Genomic DNA, 23,208 nt, shown 5'->3' with positions numbered 1-23,208 from the left:
GGCGCCTCACCCGAGGTCAGCGCCAGTCCTTCGATATTAGGAGAGGCTAACCTAAGTAATCAAGAGGCCTATGGCACAGCGTGAAGAGTTGGTGGCGGCCGGTGATCAGCGTCGGGCGGCACGCGGAACGAGTCCCCGTGCCGCCGGTGACGCCGCCGGTGAGGTCGGTGCCGTCAGTCCTTGGTCGCCAGTTCGGTCAGGACGGTGTCGAAGCGCTCGACCAGTTCCAGCGCGGTGCCCAGCGACGCGGCCCCCGACAGGACCGGCCACACCCGGCCCTGTGTCACCGCCGGCAGCTGGCCCCACAACGCGTTGCTGGTCAACGGCTTGTTGTCCGGCGCCTCGGTGACGCCGTCCGGCCCGGACGGGATCAGCAGCACACCGCTGTCGGCCAGCACGCTGATCCGCTCCAGCGAGAACTCCTCCGTCGGCTCGGCCTGGGACGCCGACGGCTCGGCCAGCGTCACCCCGCAGTCGACGAGGACCTTGGTGTCGGTCCACTTCTCGCCGAGCGTCCAGAACGTGGTGTCCGACGCGGCCTGCGCGAAGGTGAACGTGTACCGGCCGAGCACGTCGGCGTGCCTGGTCCTGATGTCCTCGCACGCCGCCTCGTACTCGGCGAGCAGCGCGTCGGCCTCCTTCCGGCGACCCAGCACGTCGCCGACCCTGGTGGCGACCTCGGTGAGCGACAGCTGCTGGAAGCTGATCACGACGGTCGCCGGCGTGATGCCCCGCAACTGCTCGTACAGCGCGTCGTCGGTGTCGATGGTGCGCAGGATCAGGTCGGGGTCGGTGCCGGCGAGCTTCTCCGGGTCGGGCGTGGTGAAGTCGCCGACGAGCGGCACCTCAGCGAGCGTGGTCTCGTACCGGGGACCGGTGTCCTCGTAGTGGGAGCCGCACACGGCCACCGGCACCAGGCCGAGGTCGACCACCGCGAACGCGCCGAAGAAGTCCGCGCACGCGACCTTCGTGGCCTTGTCCGGGACCGTGACCGGGCCCTTGTCGGTCTCGACCGCACGGCCGGCGGCGGCCGCACCGCCCTGGTCATCACCGCCGCACGCGGCCAGGAACGCGATGGCGGCCGCGCCTGTCGTACCGGCGAGGAACCCACGCCTGCTGACCATCTTCACTCGGACCTGCTTTCCCGCCGGGGTTCGGCGAGTTCGGGGACGGGGAGCGCGGTGGTGGGTGGTGGTCCGGGAAGGACTTCGGTGTGGTGACGGCCGATCGGCACGATCAGCGGGGTGCCGGAGACGGGGTCCGGCACGACCACGCTCGGCAGGTCGAACACGTCCGCGACCAGGTCACGGGTGACCACGTCGGACGGTGTGCCGGTGGCGACGACCTCGCCGTCGCGCAGCGCGATCAGGTGGTCGGCGTAGCGGCAGGCCAGGTTCAGGTCGTGCAGCACCATGACGATCGTGGTGCCGTCGGTCCGGTTGAGGTCGGTGAGCAGGTCGAGCACCTCGACCTGGTGGGTCACGTCGAGGTAGGTGGTGGGTTCGTCGAGCAGCAGCACACCGGTGCGCTGGGCGAGCGCCATCGCGATCCACGCGCGCTGCCGCTGCCCGCCGGACAGTTCGTCGACCGGGCGCTCGGCCAGGTCGAGCGTGCTGGTGACCCGCATGGCGTCGGCGACGGCGCGGTCGTCGTCGGCGCCCCAACGGCGCAACCACCCGTGGTGCGGGTGGCGGCCCCGGCCGACGAGGTCGGTGACGGTCAGACCCTCCGGCGCGATCGGGTGCTGCGGCAGGATGCCGAGCCGGGTCGCGACCGCGCGGGTGGGCATGGCGTGGATGTCGCGGCCGTCGAGCAGGACACGGCCGGCGTCCGGGACGAGCAGGCGCGCGAGTCCGCGTAACAGCGTCGACTTCCCGCACGCGTTGGGCCCGACGATCGCGGTGATCACCCCCCGCGGGATGGCCACCGTGAGGTCGCGGACCACCTCCCGGCCGTCGTAGCCCAGGCGCAGGCCCTGCCCCGCCAGCGCGTCACCGGTCATGCCCGCCCCGTCCGGTTGGTCGTGGACATCAGCCACAGCAGGTAGGGCGCGCCGAGGACGCCGGTGACCACACCGACCGGCAGCGCCACGATCCCGACCAGTTCGAGCACGTGCTGGGCGACGAGGTCCGAGCCGACGAGCACGACCGCGCCGGTGAACGCGGCGGGCACGAGCGCGGGCCCGTTGCCGTTGACGAGCGCGCGGGCGATGGGCGCGGACACGAACGCCACGAACGCGACCGGTCCGGCGGCCGCGGTGGCGGCGGCGGCGAGCGCGACGGCCACGACGATCAGCCCGAGCCGGTGCCGTTCGACGCGCACGCCAAGCCCGGTGGCCGCGTCGTCGCCGAACTGCAACGGCCGCAGTCCCGACGCGAGGAGGACGGCCGGCGGTACCAGGACGACGACCGCCACGGCCAGCGGTGCGACGTCGGTCCAGGTGCGGGCGGTGAGGCTGCCGGTGAGCCAGACGAGCGCCTGCTGCGCGTCCCGCACCTGCGCGCGCGTCATCAGGTAGGACACGACGCTGGAGAGCACGGCGGCGACCGCGATCCCGACGAGCACGAGCCGGTAGCCGCTCATCCCGCGCCGCCACGCGAGCACGTAGATCAGCGTGGCGGTACCGAGCGCCCCGCAGAACGCGCTGACCGACACCGGCGCGCCGGTCGCCCCGAACACGACGATCGCGACGACGGCCGCCGCGCTCGCGCCCATCGTGATGCCGATGATGTCCGGGCTGGCGAGCGGATTGCGCACCAGTCCCTGGAAGATCGCCCCGGACAGGCCGAACGCGGCGCCGGCGAGCGCACCGGTGAGCGCACGCGGGGCGCGGACCTCGCCGACGATGTACTCCGCCTGCGGCGTTGCGGTCCCGAACAGCGCCGCCAGCACGTCGTCCGGCGGGAGGGTGACGCTGCCGAGCGACAGTTCGAGCAGCACCAGCCCGCTGGCCAGTGCCGCCAGGACGAGACCGACGGTCCGGCCGCGTCGGATCCCTCGCCGCCGCACCGACGCCACCCGCCGCACCGCGTTCCGCTCGTCGAGCACCGCCGTCATACGGCCGCCACCTTCCTGCGGCGTACCAACGACACCAGCACGGGCGCGCCGACGACCGCGGTGACGACCCCGACCTGCACCTCGCCCGGCGGGGCGACCACCCGGCCGAGCACGTCGGCGGCGAGCAGCAACGCGGGCGCCAGCACCATCGAGTACGGCAGGATCCACCGGTGGTCCGGCCCGGTCAGTACCCGCGCGGCGTGCGGCACGGCGAGGCCGACGAACGCGATCGGTCCGGCGATCGCCGTCGCCGCGCCGCACAGCGCCACCACGGCGAGCGCGGCGATCCCCTGGGCCACCGCGAGGTTCACACCCAGCGAGCGGGCCACGTCGCCGCCCAGCGACAGGATGTTCAGCAGCCGCCCGCACACCAGCGCCGCCGCCGCGCCGACCGCGAGGAACGGCAGCGCCTGCGCGACGACCGCCAGTTCCCGGTTGGCCAGCGATCCCACCTGCCAGAACCGGAACTCGTCGAACGCCTCGGTGTCGGTGAGCAGGATCGCGGTGGTCAGCGAGCCGAGCGCGGCGGAGGTGGCGGCGCCGGCGAGCGCGAGTTTCACCGGGGTGGCGCCGTCCCGGCCGAACGAGCCGATCCGGTGGACGAGCAGCCCGGCCGCCGCGGCGCCGGCGAAGCCGAACCACACGTAACCGGAGAACGCGGTGACGCCGAACGCGCTGATGCCGAGCACCATGGTCAGGGAGGCGCCGGCGTTGACGCCGAGGATGCCGGGGTCGGCGAGCGGGTTGCGGGCCAGGCCCTGCATGACCGCACCGGAGAGCCCGAGCGCGGCGCCGGCGACGAGGCCGACGACGGTGCGCGGCACCCGCATGGTCCCGATGATCAGGTGATCGCCGTTGGTCGGGTCGTAGTGGGCGAGCACGTCGAGCAGGACGCTCGGGGACAGTGACACGGAGCCGACGCACACGCTGAGCACCACGAACAGTGCCAGCACGGCGAGCGCGCCGAGGAGCCCCGCCCCCAGCGCGGCCCGCCGGGCGGGACGCGTCCGCGTCCGCTGCTCTCCGACCGCCCTCGTGGTCACCCGTCAACCCGCCCGTAGTCATTCAGCCACTCCGGATTGACTAAGGCTAGCCTAAGCAAAGCTCGTGATCACAGGGGTTACGCGATCATTCGCCGGAAGCGAAGTTTAGGCTAGGCTAACCATCGTTGAGGAGGTTGTCGGATGGCCACACGTCAGCAGCCCGTGCTGGTGACCGTCACCGGGACCACGCCGCTCACCGAGCGGATGGTGCGGGTGACACTCGCGGGCGACGCGCTCGCGGACTTCGCCCACGACGGCCCGGATCAGCTCGTCCGGTTGTTCCTGCCGGTCGGCGAGGAACCACCGCCGCTGCCCGTCACCACCGAGTGGTGGCCGGAGCTGTGCGCGATGCCGGAGACGGTTCGCCCGGCCCTGCGCAACTACACCGTGCGCCGGTTCGACCGCGCGACCCGCGAGCTGGACATCGACTTCGTGCTGCACGGCCACGGCGAGCAGGCCGGCCCCGGTTCCGCGTGGGCCGCCACCGCCGCGCCCGGCGACAAGATCGGCGTGCTGAGCGACGGCGCCGACTACGCGCCGCCCGCCGGCACCGAGTGGCAGCTGATCATCGGCGACGAGGCCGCACTTCCCGCCGTGGCGGCGATCCTGGAGGACCCGCGCTTCCCCACCGTCGCGCTCCTCGAGGTCGCCGACGAGGCCGACGAACTTCCGCTCAGCTCGGCCGTCACCTGGGTGCACCGGGGCGACGCGCGCCGCGGCGAGGCGGTACTGGCCGCGCTGCGCGAGCGGGAGCTGCCGACGGGCGTGCCCTACGCGTGGGTGGCGGGCGAGTCCGCGCTGGCCACCGGGGTGCGCCGGCATCTGGTGAACGACCGGGGCATGGCCAAGGACCGGATCTACTTCTGCGGGTACTGGCGCGCCGGCTGAATCCATCGACACCCGGCACCGTCGGTGGACCAGTCGTGCCGCCCCGGGACTACGTCCCCGAGGCGGCCACCGAACCTGTTCGACTGTGCCTAGTGCCCGGTGTGTCCCTGCGCCGGGGGCATCGGGTGGCCGTGCTGGCGTTCGATCTTCATGACCTCGGCCGGCATCACCACGAACGGGCGCATCATCCCCATGTCCTCGTGGTCGCGCATGTGGCAGTGGTGCAGGAACCGTCCACTGTGGTCGAACTTGGCGGCCACGGTGACCGCCTCGCCGTTGTTGACCTGGACGACGTCCTTCCAGCCGCTCTCCATCGGCGTGATCTCACCGGCGGAACGGAACTCCACCGGGGCCACCGTCCCGCCGCCGACCGTGCGGCCGGCGTCGTCCAGGACGAACTCCCACTTGTCCTCGACGTCGTAGTGGTGGCGGTGGGTGACCCGGAAGTGGGTGGCGTGCACGTGTTGGGGGTGCGGCCACCCGGCCACGTCCAGGTTCAGCCACGTCCACCGTTCCCAGCTGCCGGTGGCCGTCATGAACCGGACCGGGTCGTTGAAGTGGCGGGCCACCCGCTGGTAGGTGCGGACCCGCCCGTCCTGGCCGCGCACCTGCACGATCCCGTCGACCGGGAACGGGCCGGACGGGGCCGGCACCTCCGTCATCTCCCACTGCTCGATCTGCCCGGTGCCCAGCGGCGGGAACATGATCATTCGTTCCGGCGCGTCGGCCGCCGCCGGGTCGGGCTCCCGGAACGTCCGGTCGAGCGTCGCGGGTGGCGTGGACGCGCCACCGCCGCGACCGCCGACCCGGAACTCCATGACCTGCGGCCACGGGCCGGGGTCGTAGTCCACGTTGGTCAGCCGGATCCGCCGGCCGCGCACGGCACCGAAGTCGACGAGCACGTCCGCGCGCTCGGCCGCCGCCACCGGCAGCACACCGTCGACCGGCAGCGGCGCCGGCAGCAACCCGCCGTCGGTACCGATCAGGGCCACCACGCCCGCCGGCACCGGCGACCCGTCCTCGACCGTGAACCGCAGCTGGTAGGGCCGCACGTTCGACACGTTCGCGATCCGCAGCCGGTACCAGCGCGGCTCGACCGCCAGGTGCGGCCAGATCACGCCGTTGACCGTGGTGAACGGGCCGGAGAACGACGTCGCCTGCGGTTCCGGCTCGGTGGCGTACAGCACCGTCTTGTACAGCTGGGTCCCGGTGAGCCGGCCCTGGCCGTCGAGGTCGAAGTTGCGGTCGCACAACACCAGCGGCACCTCGTAGCGGCCGGACGGGAGGTCCAGCGCGTCCTCGGTGCGGTCCCGGACCACGTACAGTCCGGCGAGCCCGGCGATGGTGTTCCACCGCGACACCGGCATCGCGTGGTCGTGGTACCAGAGCAGGGTGGCGCGCTGGTCGTTGCCGTACTCGGCGACCTGGGTGTCCCCGCGCGGCACGCCGGCCTCCGGCCAGCCGTCGTTGTCCATGCCGGTCTCGGCGCCGTGCAGGTGGGTGACCGTCCACGCGGGCAGGTTCGACACGTCGGTCAGCTCGGGCGCGCCGTCGCGGCCGGGGCGGTCCCACAGCGGCGGGTCGGCCTGCGCTATCGGGGGAGCCACGGCGATCAGCGGCATCGTCCCGGTGAGGTCGTTGACCCAGCGGACGCGGGTTCGCCGCCCGCTACGGACCTCGATCGTCGGGCCGGGGACGGTGCCCTCGTAGCCCCAGATCGTGGTGGGCGGGAGCTGGGAGTGCAGGCGCACGCGTGCGGTCCGCAGCCGCACCTGGACCTCGCCGTCGCGGTCGGGCCGCAGCACGCGCGGGATCGGCAGCGGGTCCCGGAACGGTTCCAGCGGTTCGGGGTGCGCCTGGTGGCTGACCCGCGTCACCTCGGCGGTGAGCCGGCCGGGCAGCCGGGGCGTGCCGCCCGCGCGCACCGTTCGGGCGGGAACGCGCCGCTGTCCCGCGAGTGCCTCGTACAGCCCGGGTAACGGGCCGCCGGGCAGGATCACCGGCACCATCGCACCGGTGGCGATCGCGCCGGTGAGCAGCCGGCGACGGGACCAGCCGCGCCGCCCTTCGTCGTCCGTCATTCCTTCTCCGTCTCCGTGTGGGCCAGCAGGGTCGCCGCCGTGCGGTGGGTGAACACGTCCCGGGGGGTGAGCCGCACACCGGCGTGCGCGGCGGCGGCGATCAGCCGCATCGCGGCGAGGCTGTCGCCGCCCAGTTCGAGGAAGTCGTCGTCCAGACCGACCCGGGGTACGTCGAGCGCCGCGGCGAACGCGGCGCACAGGGCGCGTTCGCGGTCGGTGGCCGGGGCGCGGAACGGTGCCGCCGCCGCGAACGTCGGCGCGGGCAGCCGGGCGCGGTCGACCTTTCCGTTGCCGGTCAACGGAAACGCGTCGAGCACGACGATCGCCGATGGCACCGAGTGGTCCGGCAGCCGGCGCACCGCCCACGCCCGGACGTCCTCGGCGGACACCGCCCCGGTCACCCACGCGGCGAGCCGGTCGCCGGCCGGGCTCGCGATCGCCGCGTCCACCGACGGGTGCGCGGTCAGCGCCGCCTCCACGTCGCCCAGTTCGACGCGGTAGCCCCGGATCTTGACCTGCCCGTCGGCGCGGCCGAGGTAGTCCACGTCCCCCCGCGCGGTCCACCGGGCCAGGTCGCCGGTGCGGTACAGGCGCTGCCCCGGCGTGAACGGGTCGGCGACGAACCGTTGCGCCGTGTGGGCCGGCGCGCCGAGGTAGCCGCGCGCGACACCCGCCCCGGCGACGTACAGCTCGCCGACCACGCCCGGCGGCACCGGGTTGAGGGTCGCGTCGAGCAGGTACACGCGGGCGTTGTCGACCGGCCGGCCGATGACCGGCCGGTCGCTGGCGGTGGTCCACGCGGCGAGCGTGTCCACCGTGGTCTCGGTGGGGCCGTACAGGTTCACGGCGGCGAGCCCGTCGGTGGCGGCGAGCCGGCGCCACTGGGCGTCGCCGACCGCGTCGCCACCGAAGCCGATCATCGGCAGGCCGGCGAGCGCGCCGAGGTCGGCCAGCGGGTCGAGCATCGCCGGCGGCACCTCGACGAAGTCGATGTCCCTGGCAGCGATCACCGTGGCGAGCGCGGCCGGGTCGCCGCGTTCGTCGTCGGGCAGGACGTGCACGGTGTGCCCGTCGAACAGCCACAGCTGCGGCTGCCACGCGGCGTCGAACGCGAAGGGCCACACGTGGGCCACGTTCAGCCGGTCCCGTCCGGTGCGCCGGCGCAGCGGTTCGTACAGGGCGCGACGGTGGCTCGCGAACAGGTTCGCGATGGCCCGGTGCGGCACGACGACACCTTTGGGCACGCCGGTCGAGCCGGACGTGTAGATCACGTAGGCGGGGTGCTCGGGCCGCAGCGGGACGCGGCGGTCGGCGTCGGTGACCGGGTCGGCGCGCGTCGCGGCGACCACGGCGGCCTCCGGGTCGAGCACGGTCCGGTCGCCGGGGACCGCGCCGTCGGTGATCACGACGACCGGGTTCGCGTCGGCCAGGACGACGGCCGTGCGTTCGTCGGGCAGCGCCGGGTCGACCGGCAGGTACGCCGCGCCGGACAGCAGGACGGCGAGCATGGCGGTCATCGCGGTGACCGACCGGTCGAGCCGAACGGCGACCACGGTCTCCGGGCCAGCGCCGCGCGCGATGAGCGCGCGGGCGAGCCGGTTGGCGCCCGTGGCCAGTTCGCCGAAGGTGCGCACCCGGTCCCCGCAGGTGACGGCCGGGCGGTGCGCGCCACGGGCGGCCTGGTCGGTGAACAGGTCGGGCAGCAGCGCGCCGGGCGGGCGGATCGTGCCGGTGCCGTGGGCGGTGACGAGTTCGCGTTCGCCGGCCGACGCCGACGGCAGCGCCGCCAGGGGCGCGTCCGGTCTGGTGGCCAGCGCGGTGAGGACGTCGGTGAGCTGGGTTGCCAGACGACGGGTGTCGTCCTCGGTGAGCACATCCGGCCGGTACTCCAGGACGATCTCCAGGCCGGTCTCCTGGCGTGGGTGCGGGAACACGGTGACGGTCAGCGGGTAGTGGGTGAGCGAGCGGCCCTCGACGACCTCGACGTCCAGCCCGCCGGCGGTCTCGGCGGCGCGCAGCGCGTCCTCGTCGACGGGGAAGCTCTCGAACACCAGCAGCGTGTCGAACAGGGTGCGGTGGCCGGACCAGCGCTGGATGTCGGCGAGCCCGGCGTGCTGGTGCTCGACGAGCCCGGCCTGGGCCAGCTGGAGTTCGGCGAGCGCGTCACGCACGGTGCTGGTGTGCGGCAGCCGGACCCGCACCGGCACGGTGTTGATCAGCAGGCCGACGACCGAGCCGACGGCCGGCACGTCGGCGGCCCGGCCGGAGACGGTGGCGCCGAAGACCACGTCGTCGGTGCCGGTCGCACGGCCCAGGACGACCGCCCAGGCGAGCTGGACGACGGTGTTGAGGGTGACGTGCGTTGACCGGGCCAGCCCGGTGAGCCTCGCCGCGAGATCACCGGGCAGGTCGAGGGGCAGCAGCCGTGCGGGTTCCCCGGCGGTGGTCGGCGCGGACGGGTCGGTGAGCAGCGTCGGTCCGCGCACGCCGGACAGCGCGGCGCGCCAGGCGTTGTCGCTGTCGGGGCGGGAGGCGAGCCAGGCGAGGTAGTCCGGGTAGTGGTCGGTGTCGTCGGTGTCGTCGTCTGGCAGGCCGGCGTAGGCGGTGAACAGGGCGCGGGCCAGCAGCGGGACCGACCAGCCGTCGAGGATCGCGTGGTGGTTGGTGATCACCAGGCGGTGCTCGTCCGGCCCGAGACGGACGAGTGCGAAGCGGACGAGCGGCGGCGTGGCCAGGTCGAACGGTGCCGCGCGTTCGGCCTCGGCGACCGTGGACACGTCAGCGTCCGGGAACTCGGCCCAGGGCACGGTGAGTCCACTGTGGAACACCTGGACGACCTCGCCGTCGGCGAGCCGGAACCCGGCGCGCAGCGCGCTGTGGCGGTCGAGCACCCGCTGGGCGGCCGCCCGCAGCCTGGCGGCGTCGAGCGGACCGGTCAGCCGCAGCACCAGCTGCATCGCGTACGGGTCGGGGCGCCCGGGTGCGTAGCCGGACAGGAACACCATGCCCTGTTGCAGCGGCGTGGCCGGCGCGACGTCGCTGACCCCGGGTTCGGCCAGCAGCGCGGCGTGCCGTGCCCGCCGCTCGGCCAGGCCGTCGGCCGCCGGCACGTCGGCCGCCGGTGCGGTGGCGACCGCCGCGAGCGCGGCGACCGTCTTGTGTTCGAACACGTCCCGGGGGCTGATCGCGAGCCCGGCGGCGCGGGCGCGGCCGACGACCTGGATGCACACGAGGCTGTCGCCGCCCAGATCGGCGAAACCGTCGTGCACGCCGACCGACGGCAGGCCCAGCGCGTCGGCGAACAACGCCGCCAGCGTGGCTTCGGCGTCGGTGGTCGGGCGGTCGGTGCCGGTCAGCCCGGCCAGGTCGGGTTCGGGCAGCGCGCGGCGGGCGATCTTGCCGCTGGGGGTGGTCGGCAACGCGGGCAGGTGGATCAGCAGCGACGGGAGCTGGTGTTCGGCGAGCCGTTCGGCCGCGACCGCACGGACCACGGCCGGGTCGAACGGCTCGCCGTCCTCGGTGACCAGGTAGCCGACCAGACGGACCGGTCCGGTGGGGGCGCGGTGCACGGCGACCGCCGCGGCGCTGATGCCCGCGACGCCGCCGAGCACCGACTCGATCTCCGCCGGCTCGACGCGGAAGCCCCGGATCTTGACCTGTTCGTCGGTGCGGCCCAGGTGGTCGACCGTGCTGTCGTGGCGCAGCCGGACGAGGTCGCCGGTGCGGTACATCCGGGCGCCACCGGCGGTCGCGACGAACCGGTCGGCCGTCAGGCCCGGGCGGCCGAGATAGCCCCGGGCGAGGCCGGCGCCCGCCAGGTACAGCTCGCCGACGCCACCGGGCGGCACCTCACGCAGCCACGCGTCCAGGACCCGCGCGACGGTGTTGCCCACCGGCGTGCCGAGGCTGAGCGCGGCGCCGGCGTCGGGGGCGCACAGGCTGTCGCCGCTGACCTCCGAGCAGCCGTACAGGTTCAGGATCCGGCCGCCGCCGGACAGCGCCGCGACGTGTGCCTCGGTGAGCGCCTCACCGCTGCTGACCCACAGGCGGACCGAGTCGAGCGCGTCGCGGCCGTGGTCGGCCAGGGTGCGCAGCAGGCTGGGGACACCGGTGACCCGCGTCGGCCGGTGGGTCCGGACGAGGTCGACCAGCGCGAGCGCGTCCGTGCGGTCCGCTGTGGACGCCAGGACGACGGGCGCGCCGGCGACCAGCGCGCCGAGGAGTTCGGTCGATCCGTCGAGGAAGCTGATCGAGCTCTTGGCCAGTACCAGGTCGTCGGGGCCGAGCGGTTCGGCCCGCTGGAGCCATTCGAGCCGGTTGGCCAGGCCCAGCCGGGTGCCGACCACGCCCTTGGGCTCGCCGGTGGACCCGGAGGTGTGGACGACGTAGGCGGGGTGCTCCGGGCGGACCTCGACCGGTGGCGCCGGCCGGGCGGCGAACTCCACCATGGACACGTCGAGTTCCGGGGCCAGGCCACCGAGTCCGGCCGGGAGCGGACCCCGGGTGAGCACCAGCGACGGCCGGGCGTCGGTGATCATGTGGCGCAGGCGCGCGACCGGGTAACCGAGGTCGAGCGGCAGGTACGCGGCCCCGGCCCGCAGGACCGCCAACAACGCGACGACCAGGTCGGCGTGGTAGCCGGTCGCCAGGCCCACCACCGAGTCCGGGCCGACGCCCCGGGCGGCGAGTTCGGCGGCGAGGTCGTCGGCGCGGGCCGCCAGTGCGCGGCCGGTGAGCCGGTCAGGCCCGGCGACGAGGACGACCGCGTCGGTGGCGAGGGTGAGCAGCGAGGTGAGGTCCGGGTGCCGGACCGGCGCGACCGGACCGGTCAGCGCCGTGCCGGTGGCCGGGCCGAGCGCGCCGACCGGCGTGTCCGGGGCGGTGGCGACCTCGGTGAGCACGGCCCGCAGCCGGGTGAGGACGCCGGTGGCGGTGGCCGGGTCGATGCGGTGCCGGACCTCCAGGCGCAGCGTGTCGCCGCCGGGAACGGCGGTCACCATCAGCGGGTAGTGCGTGCCGTCCTGGCCGCTGACCCGCTCGACCCGCAGCCCGGTCCCCCGCTCCGAGGCCGCCAGGGCGTCCTCGTCGACCGGGTAGTTCTCGACCACCAGCAGGCTGTCGAACAGCTCCCCCACCCCGGCGACGCGGGTGACGGTCGCGAGGTCGAGGTACTGGTGGTCCAGCAACGCCGTCTGTTCGTCGCGCACCCGGCGCAGCAGCGCCGTGAACGGCTCGTCGGCCCGCAGCCGCCCGCGCACCGGCACGGTGTTGAGGAACAGTCCGATCAGCTCACCGGAGGCGGGCACCTCGGCGGGGCGGCCGGCGACGGCCTGCCCGGTGATCACGTCCGGGGTGCCGGTGTAGGCGGCGAGCACGGTCAGCCACGCCGCGGCCAGCACGGTCGGCAGCGTCACCCTGGCCCGGCGGGCCAGCGCGGTGAGCGGCCCGGCGTCAAGGGTCAGCGCCGCACGGTCCGGTGCGGTGCCGGTGCGCCGGGCGGTGGAGAACGGGGTGCACGACGTGGCTCCGGCCAGCGCGTCCCGCCAGGCCCGTTCGCTCGCCGCGCGGTCGCGGCGGTCGAGCCATTCCAGGTAGTCGCGGTAGCGACCGGCGGGTGGTGGCAGGTGCCGGTCCCGGTACAGGGCAAGGAGTTCGCGCACCAGCAGCGCGTTGGACCAGCCGTCGAGCAGGATGTGGTGGCTGGTGATCAGCAGGCGGTGGTCGCCGTCGGTCAGGCGCAGCAGGTGGAACCGGAACAGCGGCGGCACGTCCAGGGCGAACCGGTCGGCGCGCGCGGCGGCGGCGATCCGTTGTGCCCGCGCCAGAGGGTCGGGCTGTCCGCGCAGGTCGGTCTCGGTCCACGGCGCGGTCACCGACTCCGGGATGAGCGCGACCGGCCGGTCCGACTCCTCGAACCAGAAGCAGGCCCGCAGGTTCGGGTGCCGGTCAAGCAGGCCGTGGACCGCGTCCCGCAGGCGGGCGGGGTCGAGGTCGCCGGACAGGTCGACGGCCAGCTGCACGGTGTAGGCGTCCGGGCCGTCTGGCTGGTAGCTGCTCAGGTACAGCAGGCCCTCCTGCAGTGGGGACAGGGGCAGGATGTCGGCCAGTGCCGGCGCGTTCATCGGGTCGTCCACCTCGTTCGGATGCGGTCCAGTTGCGACTGCGACAGCCGCGCCAGCGGCACGTCGACCGGGGTGTGGGCGCCCGCGTCCGGCCGGGCGGCCGCCGCCACGACGGCCGCCAGTCCCCGGACGAACAGGTCGGCCAGGCGGCGCGCGGACGCCTCGCCGACGCCGGTGTGGGCGAGGTCGACGCGCAGCTCGCCGTCGACCGTGACCGCGTCGACCACCAGCGGGTGGTCGACGCGGCGGTGCTCGTCGACCGTGCCGCCGAGGCCGCCGTCGACCGGCTGCCACGGTCCGGCGTCCGCGCCGCCGCCCAGCCGGCCCAGGTAGTTGAAGGCGATCTGGGCCGGGGACCGGTCGTGCAGCAGGCCGTAGCCGATGCCGTGGTCGGGCACGCGGCGCAGGTGGTCCTTCACCAGGCGCAGCACGTCTTCGGCGCGCGCCGGGTCGGCCTCGGCCCGGGCGACGCCGATGCCGGTGGTGCGCAGGCGGACCGGGTGGACGCTGGTGAACCAGCCGATGGTGCGCGACAGGTCCGCGCCGGGCACGAGGTCCTGGGCGCGGCCGTGGCCCTCCAGGTCGACCAGCAGGTCGTCCTCGCCGCTCCAGTCGCGGGCCGCGAGCGCCAGACCGGTCAGCAGGACCTCGTCGATCTCGGCGCGGAGCGTGCCGGGGACGGTGGTGAGCAGCGGTTCGGCGGGGGCGGTGACCCGCAGCCGCCGCACGGTGGCGTGGGTGCCACCGCCCAGCGGTGCCGGCGGCGGATCGAGGACGCCGCGCCAGTACGCGGCCTCGTTCTCCTTGTCCACCGCCACCAGTCCGGTGGCCCAGGTGCGCAGCGACGTGCGAACCGGGCGCAGGTCCCGGCCCGCGTACGCGGCCTCCAGGTCCGGCAGCAGCACGCGCCACGAGACGCCGTCCATCACCAGGTGGTGCACCAGGACCAGCAGCTCGGACTCGACGCCGGGACCGTGGTCGAACCAGACCGCGCGCAGCATCCGGCCGGCGCGCGGGTCGAGCCGGTCGCGGGCCAGCAGGAATCCGTCGCGGGGCCGGGTGCCCGCCGGGCACGCCAGCACGTCGAGCGGGTCGTGGGCCAGGGGGCCGATGTCCAGACCGTCGGCGGTGAGCCGGCCGCGCAGCGCGTCGTGGTGTGCGAGCACCGTGCGCAACGCCGCCCGCAGCCGGGTCTCGTCGACGTCGGCCGGCAGCCGGATCACCATCGACTGGCCGAACTTCTCCACGGCCGGGTCGTGGGTGACGAACCAGCGCATGACGGGCGTCAGCGGCACCAGGCCGGCACCGTCGTCGTGCGTGTCCGGCGCGGCGAGTTCGGTGGCGACGGCGGCCAGGCCGCGCACGGTCCGGCGTTCGAACACGTCGCGCGGGGCGAGCGCCAGGCCCCGCTCCCTGGCGGCGGCGACGAGCTGGATGGACACGATGCTGTCGCCGCCCAGCTCGAAGAACCCGTCGGTGGCACCGATGTCGTCGCGGCCCAGCAGCGCGCGGAACAGGGCGAGCAGCGTCTCCTCGCGCCGGTTCTCGGCCGGGGCGTCCGTGCCGCGCGCGCGGGCGCTCGGCGTGGGCAGGGCGTCGCGGTCGAGTTTGCCCGCGACCGTGAGCGGCAGCGCGTCGAGCCGCAGCCACGCGGACGGGATCAGGTACTCGGGCAGGGTGTCGGCCAGGTCCCCGGCGGTCACATCCGCGCCGACCGTGTAGCCGACCAGCACCCGCCGGCCGTCGATCTCCCTGGCCGCGACCGCCGCCGCCAGGACACCGGGCCGGTCCACCAGCGCGGCCTCGATCTCGGCCGGTTCGATGCGGTAGCCGCGCACCTTGATCTGGTCGTCGACGCGGCCGTGGTACTCCAGCAGCCCGTCGCCGGTCCAGCGCACGAGATCGCCGGTGCGGTACCACCGCCGCCCGTCCGGGGCGGCCACGAACCGGGTCGCGGTCAGCCCCGGCCGGCCGAGGTAGCCGCGTGCGAGCCCGGTGCCGCCGAGGTACAGCTCGCCGGTCACCCCCGGCGGCACCGGCACCAGGTCCGGGCCAAGGACGTGCGCCTGTTTGTTCACGTCCGGGCGGCCGATCGGCAGGACTCCCGACCCCCACGTCGGATCGGCGCGCCACAGCGTCGAGTTCACCGTGTGCTCGGTCGGGCCGTAGGCGTTGAGCAGGATCCGCCCGCCCGCCCAGCGCCGGATCAGCTCGCGCCGCAACGCCTCCGTGCCGACGATCAGCGTGAGGTCGGCCGGCAGCGCGTCCTCGGGCAGCGACGCCACGACCGACGGCGGGATCACCAGGTGGGTCAGGGCGTGTTCGGTGGCGAACGCGGCGAGCGCGGCCCCGGCACGGGCGTGCTCGGGCAACAGGTGCAGGCTCGCGCCGGCGAGCACGGAGATCGCGAGCTCGGCCAGGGACACGTCGAACGAGAACGACGCGAACTGGCCGACCCGCCGGCCGGGCCCGCTGTCCGAGCCGCCCGCCATGGTGGCGACCAGCGACGCGAGCCCGCCGTGCGGTACGGCGACGCCCTTGGGGCGGCCGGTGGAGCCGGAGGTGTGGATCACGTACGCGAGCGCCTCCGGCGCGGGGGCCGGCAGCCCGGGGTTGCCGGCGGGAAGCGTGGTGTCCCAGGCGGTCCCGACCGGCACGTGCGGGAGCCCGGTGATGGGCTCACCGACGGCGAGCACGGGCCGTGCGTCGTCGAGGACGTGCCGGATCCGGGTCTCGGGGAGGTCGGGGTCGACCGGCAGGTACGCCGCCCCGGCCTTGGCGACGGCCAGCAGCGCGACCACCAGGTCGGCGCCGCGGCGCAACGCGAGCGCCACCAGGTTCTCCGGCGCCACCCCGGCGTCGATCAGCCGGTGCGCGAGGCGGTTGGCCGCCGTGTCGACCTCGGCGAAGGTGTACCGGCGGTCGCCGTCGGCGAGGGCGAGAGCGTCCGGGCGGGCAGCGGCCTGGCGTTCGAACAGCTGCGCCAGTCCAGCGGGCGGCACGTCCCGGGCGGTGTCGTTCCACCCGGCGATCCGGTTCCGTTCGGCGGTGGTGCGGATCTCGACCCCGCTCAGGCGGGTGTCCGGCGCGGCGCAGAACGCGGTGAGCAGACCGGCCAGCCGGTCGAGCAGGTCGACGGCGGTCGGGTCGTCGTAGAGGTCCCTCGCGTACACGACGGTGAGGGTGAGGCCGGGGTCGCCGCGGGTCTCGCGGACGGTGAAGGTGAGGTCGAACTTGGCGCTCACCAGGCCGGGGTCGATCTCGGTCGTGCGCAGGCCGGGCAGGCCGAGGTCGGTGTCGTCGACCAGGCGGTGGGTGGCGACGACCTGGAACAGCGGGTGTCGGGAGGTGGACCGGGTGGGGGCCAGGTGGTCGACGAGCCGTTCGAACGGGACGTCGGCGTGCGCGAACGCGTCGAGCGTGGTGCGGCGGGTGCGGCCGAGGAGTTCGGCGAACGTGGGGTCGCCGGACAGGTCGGCGCGCAGCACCAGGGTGTTGACGAAGAACCCGACGAGGTCGTCGAGCGCCGGGTCGGTGCGGCCGGCGACGGGTGAGCCGAGCGGGATGTCGGTGCCCGCGCCGAGTTTGCCGAGCAGCGCGGCGACCGCCGCCTGCACGACCATGAACACGGTGACGCCGTGCCGGGCCGCCGTCGTGCGCACGGCCGCGGCCAGTTCGGGCGGCAGGGCCTGGACGATCTCGCCGCCCGCGTAGGTGGCGACCGGCGGGCGTGGCCGGTCGGTGGGCAGGTTCAGCTCGTCGGGCAGCCCGGCGAGGTGCTCGGTCCAGTAGGCGAGGTCACCGGACGGTCGCTGGAGGGCGAAGTCGGCGTACTGGACGGGCAGCGGTGTCCACTGTGGAGCGTGGCCGGTGCGGCGGGCGGCGTAGGCGGTGGCGAGGTCGCGCAACAGTGGCCGGGTGGACCACTCGTCGGCCGCGATGTGGTGCACGAGCACCAGCACGACGTGGTCGGTGCCGGTGGCGAACACGGTGACGCGGACCGGCGGTTCGTCGGCGAGCCGGAACGGGTGGGCGGCGGCCAGGGCGAGGTCGCCGGCCAGCCGGTCCTCGGTGGTGGCGGCCCGGTGGAACGGGATCACCGGGTCGGCCAGCACCTCCTGGGTCGGGGTCGCGCCGTCCGGGTAGCAGGTGCGCAGGATCTCGTGCCGGGCCACGACGTCACCGACCGCGCGCCGCAGCGCCTCGACGTCCAGGTCGCCGGACAGCCGGGCCGCGAACGGGAGGTTGTAGGCCGCGCCGGGCCCGTCCATCCGGTGGAGGAACCAGAGCCGTCGCTGGGCCGGGGACAGCGGCAGCACGGCCGGACGGTCCACCGGGACCAGCGCGGGCCGGGCACCGGGGGCGCGGCCGGCGATCCGGCGGGCCAGCGCGCGCACGGTCGGGGCGTCGAACACGTCGGCGACCGACAACGGCACGCCGAGTTCGGCGCCCACGCGGGCGACCAGCCGGACCGCGAGCAGCGAATGGCCGCCCACGGCGAAGAAGTCGTCGGTGACGCCGACGGTCGTGCCCAGCAGGTCCCCGGTGATGCCCAGCAGGAGTTCCTCGACCGGGTCGCGGGCGAGGTCGGTCCCCTCGGGCCGGGCGACCGGGTCGGGCAGGGCACCACGGTCGAGCTTGCCGCTGGGGGTGAGCGGCAGGTCGTCGAGCGGGACGATGACCGACGGCACGAGGTGCGCGGGCAGTGTGCCGGCGAGCGCGGAGCGCGGGTCCCCGGTCCCGCCGGCCACGTAGGCGACCAGGCGGTCGTCGACGGCGAGGACCGCCGCCGCGCGGACCCCGGGCAGCGCGGTGAGCGCCGCCTCGACCTCGCCCGGCTCGACGCGCACGCCCCGGACCTTCACCTGGTCGTCGGTGCGGCCGAGGTGGTCGAGCACGCCGTCGCGGACGCGGCCGAGGTCGCCGGTGCGGTACCAGCGCTGCCCGTTCGGGGCGGCCACGAACCGGGTCGCGGTGAGGCCGGGGCGGGCGTGGTAGCCGCGGGCGACCTGGACGCCACCCAGGTACAGCTCGCCGGGCACGCCGTCCGGAACCGGCCGCAGCAGGCGGTCCAGGACGTGCACGGTCGTGTTCCACACCGGCCGGCCGATGGGGACCACGCCCGCGTCGAGGTCGGCGGCGGTGACGGCGTGGTGGGTGACGTCGACGGTGGCCTCGGTGGGCCCGTACAGGTTGTGCACCGGCACGGCGCAGCGCGCGGCGAGGTCCGGGGTGAGGGTTTCGCCGCTGGTGACCACCAGGCGCGGGCCGGTGAGCGTCTGCCCGGCGTCGAGGTAGGCCCGCAGCATCGACGGGACGAAGTGCGCGATCGTCACGCCGCTGACCAGCTCCGCCAGGTACGCCGGGTCGCGGTGGCCGCCGGGGTCGGCGAGCACGAGGGCGGCACCGGTGAACGCCGGCAGGAACAGCTCCCACACCGACACGTCGAACCCGGTCGGGGTCTTCTGCGCGATCCGGTCGGCCGGGCCGACGTCGTAGGCGGCCCGCATCCACTCCAGGCGGTTGACCAGCGCGCGGTGGGTGACCACCACCCCCTTGGGGCGGCCGGTGGAGCCGGAGGTGTGGATCAGGTAGGCGGCCGTGTCCGGGTGGAGGGGGGTGTCGGTGAAGTCCGCGTCCGGAACGTCCACATCGGACAGGGTGACGGTCGCGCCGGCGTCGCCGACGACGAACGCGCGGCGGGCGGGCGGGTCGTCCGGGTCCAGCGGCACGTAGGCGGCACCGGCGCGCAGCACCCCCCACAGCGCGACGACCAGGTCGACGCAGCGCGGGATGGCCACGGCCACCACGTCGTCCTGGCCGACGCCACGCGCACGCAGGTGCGCCGCGACCGCGCCGCTGCGACGAACCAGGTCGGCGTAGGTGAGGGTGCGCCCGCCGTGCAGGACCGCGGGCGTGTCGGGCGCCGCGCGCAGCAGGCGGTCCACTGCGGTGCCCGGTGCCACGTCGACCGAGGTGTCGTGCTGGACGCGTTCGGCCGGCAGGCGCGGGTCCAGGCGCGAGAGCCGGGTGTCCGGTGCCGCCGCGACGGTCGCGAGCAGCGCCAGCAGGCGGATGACCAGCGTGTCGACCGTCGCCCGGTCGAACAGGTCGGCCGAGTAGTTGACCGACACGGTCAGGCCGGGCACGTCCGGCAGTTCGTCGAAGGCGAACGCGAGGTCGACCTTGGCGGTGTCGAGGTCCACGGGCAGGGCCTCGCCCGTGGTGCCGGGCAGGGCGGGTGCCGCGAGCTGGCGGTGGTTGTGGTTCACCAGGACCTGGAACAGCGGGTGCCGGGCGCGGGAGCGGCGGGGCGCCAGCTCGTCGACGAGCCGTTCGAACGGGACGTCGGCCTGGGCGAGCGCGGCGAGGTCGGTGTCGGCGGTCCGCGTCACCAGCTCGGTGAACGTGGGGTCGCCGGACAGGTCGGTGCGCAGTACGACCGTGTTGACGAAGAACCCGACGAGGTCGTCCAGCGCGGGGTCGATCCGGCCGCCGACCGGCGTGCCGACCGGGATGTCCTCCCCCGCGCCCAGCGCCGACAGCAGGGCGGCGACGGCGGCGTGCAGCACCATGAACGGCGTCGCGCCGGTCCGGCGGGCGATCGCCTGAAGTCCTCTGTGGACATCGGCGGGGAGGTCGGCCTCGACGACTCCGCCCCGGTGGCTGGCGCGCGCGGGGCGGGGCCGGTCGGTGGGCAGGGTCAGCTCGTCGGGCAGGTCCGCGAGGCGGGCGCGCCAGTGGTCAAGCTGACCGTCGACGTCCAGTTCCCGTTGCCACAGCGTGTAGTCCGCGTACTGGACGGGCAGCGGCGACCAGTCCGGTGCCCGGCCGGCGCGGCGCGCGTCGTAGGCGGTGGCGAGATCGGTGACCAGCGGCCCCGCCGACAGCGCGTCGGCGGCGGTGTGGTGCGCGACGACCGCCAGCACGTGGTCGGTCGGGCCATCGCGCAGCAGCGTGACCCGCAGCGGCGGCTCGTGGGCCAGGTCGAAGCGGTGCGCCAGCACCGCCGGCAGGTCCGCCGCGCACCCGGTGGCGAACGGGACCGGCGGGTCGGTGAGGACGTGCTGGTACGGCTCGCCGTCGGCCGCGCGCAGCACGGTCCGCAGCGCCTCGTGCCGGCCCAGCAGGTCGCCGACCGCGGCGGACAGCGCGGCGGTGTCGACCGGACCGCTCAGGCGGGTGAGGAACGGGACGGTGTAGGCGGCACCGGTGTCCGCCAACTGGTCGAGGAACCACAGGCGACGCTGGGCGTAGGACAGCGGCACGCGTTGCGGGCGGGGCCGTGCCCGCACCGGCGGCCGGGTGGCGCGCTCGTCGAGCCGGGCGGCGAGGGCGCGGACGGTCGGCGCCTCGAACACGGTGCGCAGCGACACCTCACGGCCGAGCGTGGCGCGGACGCGGGCGACGAGCCGGGTCGCGAGCAGCGAATGGCCGCCGAGTTCGAAGAAGCTCGCGGTCACGTCCGGCACCGGCCGGTCGAGCACGCCGGCGAAGATCCGGGCCAGGGCCAGCTCACGGTCGTTCGACGGGGCGACCGTCCCGGTGGGCGCGGGGCCGGCGGGCAGGGCCGCGAGGGCGCGCCGGTCGACCTTGCCGCCGGGGAGCCGGGGAAGTTCGGGCAGCGCGGCGAACGACGTCGGCACGAGGTGGGCGGGCAGGGCGGCCGTGACCGAGGCGCGGAGCGCCGCCAGCGCCACGGTGTCCGGGGTCACGAACGCGACCAGCTCGCGCTCACCCGCCCGGTCCCTGGCGACGACCGCCGCGGCCGTCACGCCCTCGGCCCGGGCCAGCGCGGCCTCGACCTCGGCCGGTTCGACGCGGGAGCCGCGCACGGTGAGCTGGTCGTCGGCGCGGCCCAGCAGTGCGATGCCCGCGTCCGTCCGGCGGGCCAGATCGCCCGTGCGGTACAGCCGGCCGGGACCGAACGGGTTGGCCACGAAGCGCGCCGAGGTCAGGCCAGGGGCGCCCAGGTAGCCACGGGCCAGGCCGACCCCGGCGAGGTACAGCTCGCCGGTGACGCCGACCGGCGCGAGCCCCAGCCTCGGGTCGAGGACGTACCCGGCGGTGCCGTCGACGCGGCCGGTGAACGGGCCCGCGCCCTCGGCGTGCAGGCTGTCGCCGCTGGCCTCCGAGCAGCCGTACAGGTTCACCAGCCGGCCCGGCGGGGTCAGCGTCGTGGGCAGTGGTTCGCCGCTGGAGATCCAGGTGCGGACCGACGACAGGTCCGCGTCCGTCTCGCGGTGCAACGCGGTCAGCAGGCTGGGCACGCCGGTGAGCCGGGTGACCCGGTGGCGTTGGACGGCCGCGGCGAGCGCGTGCGGGTCGCGCCGGTCGGCGGCCAGGACGACGCGGGCGCCCCCGGCGAGGCCGCCGAGCAGTTCGGTGCTGGCGTCGACGAACGCGGGTGAGCTCTTGGCGAGCACGACCTCGTGCGTGCCCAGCGGCAACGCGTCCCGGCCCCACTCGAGTCGGGCGGCGAGCCCGGCGTGGGTTCCGGCGACCGCCTTCGGCCGCCCGGAGGAGCCGGAGGTGAACAGCACGTACGCCAGGTGTTCCTGGCGCAGCGGCCGGGTGCGGTCGGCGTCGGTCAGGCGGGCGCCGGAGTACGCCGCCAGGTCCACCGCCAGATCCACGGTGTCCAGCGCGAGCCGCTCACCGGACCACCACCTGACGGCGTTCCCGGCCGCCAGCACCAGGTCCGGGGTCGCGTCGTCGAGCATGAGCCGCAGCCGGGCCCGCGGGTGGTCCAGGTCGAGCGGCAGGTACGCGGCTCCGGCCGCCAGCACGGCCAGCAGGCCGACGACGAACCCCGCCGAGGGCGGGCACGCGAGTGCCACCACCGATTCCGGGCCGATCCCCCGCGCGGCCAGCAGGCGCGCGAGCTGGTTGGCCCGGCGGGTCAGCCGCGCGTAGGACAGCTCGTCGCCGGCCGGGTCGACCAGCGCGATGCGGCCCGCGTGGCGCAGCGCCGCCTCCCGTACCAGGTCCGGGGTGAGCCGCCCGGACACCGGGGCCGGTGCCGGGACCGTCGCCTCCCCGGCCAGCAGCACCTTGTGTGACCACAGTGGACGGTCCGGTTCGGTCACCAGGGCGGTCAGGACCAGGGTCAGCCGGTCGGCGAGCGCGGCGGCGGTGGCGGGCTCGAACAGGTCGGCCGCGTACTCGACGCCGCCACCGAGCCGTCCGTCCGCCTCGGGGAAGAAGCTGAACGACAGCGCGAACTTCGCGGTGTCCAGCCCGAACGGCACCGCCCGGCTCACCAGCCCGGCGACCCCGAGGTCCAGGTCGAGCTGGTGCTGGTGGGTGACCATCACCTGGAACAGCGGGTTGCGGCCGGGCACCCTGGCCGGCGCGAGCATCTCGACGAGCCGCTCGAACGGCACGTCCGCGTGCTCGAAGGCGGCCAGGTCGGTCTCCCGGACCCGGCCCAGCAGCTCGGTGAACGTCGGGTCGCCCGCCGTGGACACCCGCAGCACCAGCGTGTTGACGAAGAAGCCGACGAGGTCGTCGAGCGCGGCCTCGGAGCGGCCGGCGACCGGCGCGCCGAGCGGGATGTCCTCGCCCGCGCCCATTCTGGTGAGCAGCGCGGTGACCACGGCCTGCACCACCATGAACTCGGTGACGTCGCTCGCGCGCGCCAGGGCGATCAGCCGGGCGTGCACCTCGGCCGGGACCTCGAACGGCTGGTAGCCGCCCCGGCCGGTGACCTCGGCACCGGGGTGGTCGACCGGCAGTCCCAGCTCGGCCGGCGAGCCGTCGAGCGCGGTGCGCCAGTGGTCGAGCTGGGTGTCCACGTCGAGTTCCCGTTGCCAGCGCGCGTAGTCCGCGTACCGCACCGGCAGCGGCGGCCAGTCGGGTGGCTGCCCGGCGCGGCGGGCGAGGTAGGCGGTGCGCAGGTCGGCGAACAGCGGGCCGACCGACCACTCGTCGCCGGCGATGTGGTGCACCAGCACGAGCAGGACGTGCTCGTCCGGTCCGAGGCGGAACACGGTGACCCGCAGCGGGGTCTCGGTG

Annotated in this window: 8 protein-coding genes (1 of these 8 cut by a window edge); 1 reads left to right on the top strand and 7 read right to left on the bottom strand. The window is 75.1% G+C overall.

Annotated features, from left to right (window positions below; genetic code table 11):
- Positions 1-173: 173 nt before the first annotated feature.
- The 4 genes from BLA60_RS03575 to BLA60_RS03560 are packed head-to-tail and all read right to left on the bottom strand — an operon-like array spanning position 174 to position 4,100.
- The gene (locus BLA60_RS03575) at positions 174-1,124 is read right to left on the bottom strand and encodes an ABC transporter substrate-binding protein (protein ID WP_154814085.1); all 951 of its coding nucleotides are present in this window, start codon (positions 1,122-1,124) and stop codon (positions 174-176) included.
- 2 nt (positions 1,125-1,126) lie between these two features.
- Positions 1,127-2,002 (bottom strand): ABC transporter ATP-binding protein, encoded by an 876-nt coding sequence (locus BLA60_RS03570; RefSeq protein ID WP_084734591.1) that lies wholly within the window; start codon positions 2,000-2,002, stop codon positions 1,127-1,129.
- Positions 1,999-3,057, bottom strand: coding sequence for a FecCD family ABC transporter permease (locus tag BLA60_RS03565; protein ID WP_075131173.1), 1,059 nt, complete (start codon positions 3,055-3,057; stop codon positions 1,999-2,001). Before BLA60_RS03565 ends, BLA60_RS03570 begins: the two co-directional genes overlap by 4 nt.
- Positions 3,054-4,100: a FecCD family ABC transporter permease gene (locus tag BLA60_RS03560; RefSeq protein WP_075131172.1), complete on the bottom strand. Its 1,047-nt coding sequence runs from the start codon at positions 4,098-4,100 to the stop codon at positions 3,054-3,056. The genes BLA60_RS03565 and BLA60_RS03560 overlap by 4 nt, the downstream gene beginning before the upstream one ends.
- Before the next feature lie 141 nt (positions 4,101-4,241).
- Between BLA60_RS03560 and BLA60_RS03555 the strand changes: the two genes are divergently transcribed.
- Complete coding sequence (locus tag BLA60_RS03555; RefSeq protein WP_075131171.1) at positions 4,242-4,988, top strand: siderophore-interacting protein; 747 nt, start codon at positions 4,242-4,244, stop codon at positions 4,986-4,988.
- A gap of 89 nt (positions 4,989-5,077) precedes the next feature.
- On the opposite strand, the gene BLA60_RS03550 is transcribed toward BLA60_RS03555, so the two are convergent.
- The 3 genes in view from BLA60_RS03550 to BLA60_RS03540 are tightly spaced (each overlapping or abutting the next) and all read right to left on the bottom strand, a layout consistent with a single transcriptional unit that may run on beyond the window.
- Positions 5,078-7,069, bottom strand: coding sequence for a multicopper oxidase family protein (locus tag BLA60_RS03550; protein ID WP_084734590.1), 1,992 nt, complete (start codon positions 7,067-7,069; stop codon positions 5,078-5,080).
- A complete protein-coding gene (locus tag BLA60_RS03545; RefSeq protein ID WP_154814084.1) occupies positions 7,066-13,191 on the bottom strand; it encodes a non-ribosomal peptide synthetase in 6,126 nt (2,041 codons plus the stop codon). The genes BLA60_RS03550 and BLA60_RS03545 overlap by 4 nt, the downstream gene beginning before the upstream one ends.
- A protein-coding gene (locus BLA60_RS03540) for a non-ribosomal peptide synthetase (RefSeq protein WP_075131169.1) crosses the window boundary here: on the bottom strand, positions 13,188-23,208 show its 3' portion. The gene runs 3,374 nt beyond the window's last position; 10,021 of the gene's 13,395 nt are visible here — the last part of the coding sequence; its start codon lies beyond the right edge, outside the window; it ends in the stop codon at positions 13,188-13,190. Before BLA60_RS03540 ends, BLA60_RS03545 begins: the two co-directional genes overlap by 4 nt.

This window comes from Actinophytocola xinjiangensis, assembly GCF_001921215.1.
In the GTDB taxonomy this organism is placed as follows: Bacteria; Actinomycetota; Actinomycetes; order Mycobacteriales; family Pseudonocardiaceae; genus Actinophytocola; species Actinophytocola xinjiangensis.
The sequence above is the reverse complement of the archived record's forward strand: the minus strand, read 5'-3'. Positions and strand labels throughout refer to the sequence as shown.

Coding starts and splice junctions, on each gene's coding strand:
- BLA60_RS03575 (WP_154814085.1), bottom strand. CDS start 1,124: ATGGTCAGCAGGCGTGGGTTCCTCGCCGGTACGACAGGCGCGGCCGCC.
- BLA60_RS03570 (WP_084734591.1), bottom strand. CDS start 2,002: ATGACCGGTGACGCGCTGGCGGGGCAGGGCCTGCGCCTGGGCTACGAC.
- BLA60_RS03565 (WP_075131173.1), bottom strand. CDS start 3,057: ATGACGGCGGTGCTCGACGAGCGGAACGCGGTGCGGCGGGTGGCGTCG.
- BLA60_RS03555 (WP_075131171.1), top strand. CDS start 4,242: ATGGCCACACGTCAGCAGCCCGTGCTGGTGACCGTCACCGGGACCACG.
- BLA60_RS03550 (WP_084734590.1), bottom strand. CDS start 7,069: ATGACGGACGACGAAGGGCGGCGCGGCTGGTCCCGTCGCCGGCTGCTC.
- BLA60_RS03545 (WP_154814084.1), bottom strand. CDS start 13,191: ATGAACGCGCCGGCACTGGCCGACATCCTGCCCCTGTCCCCACTGCAG.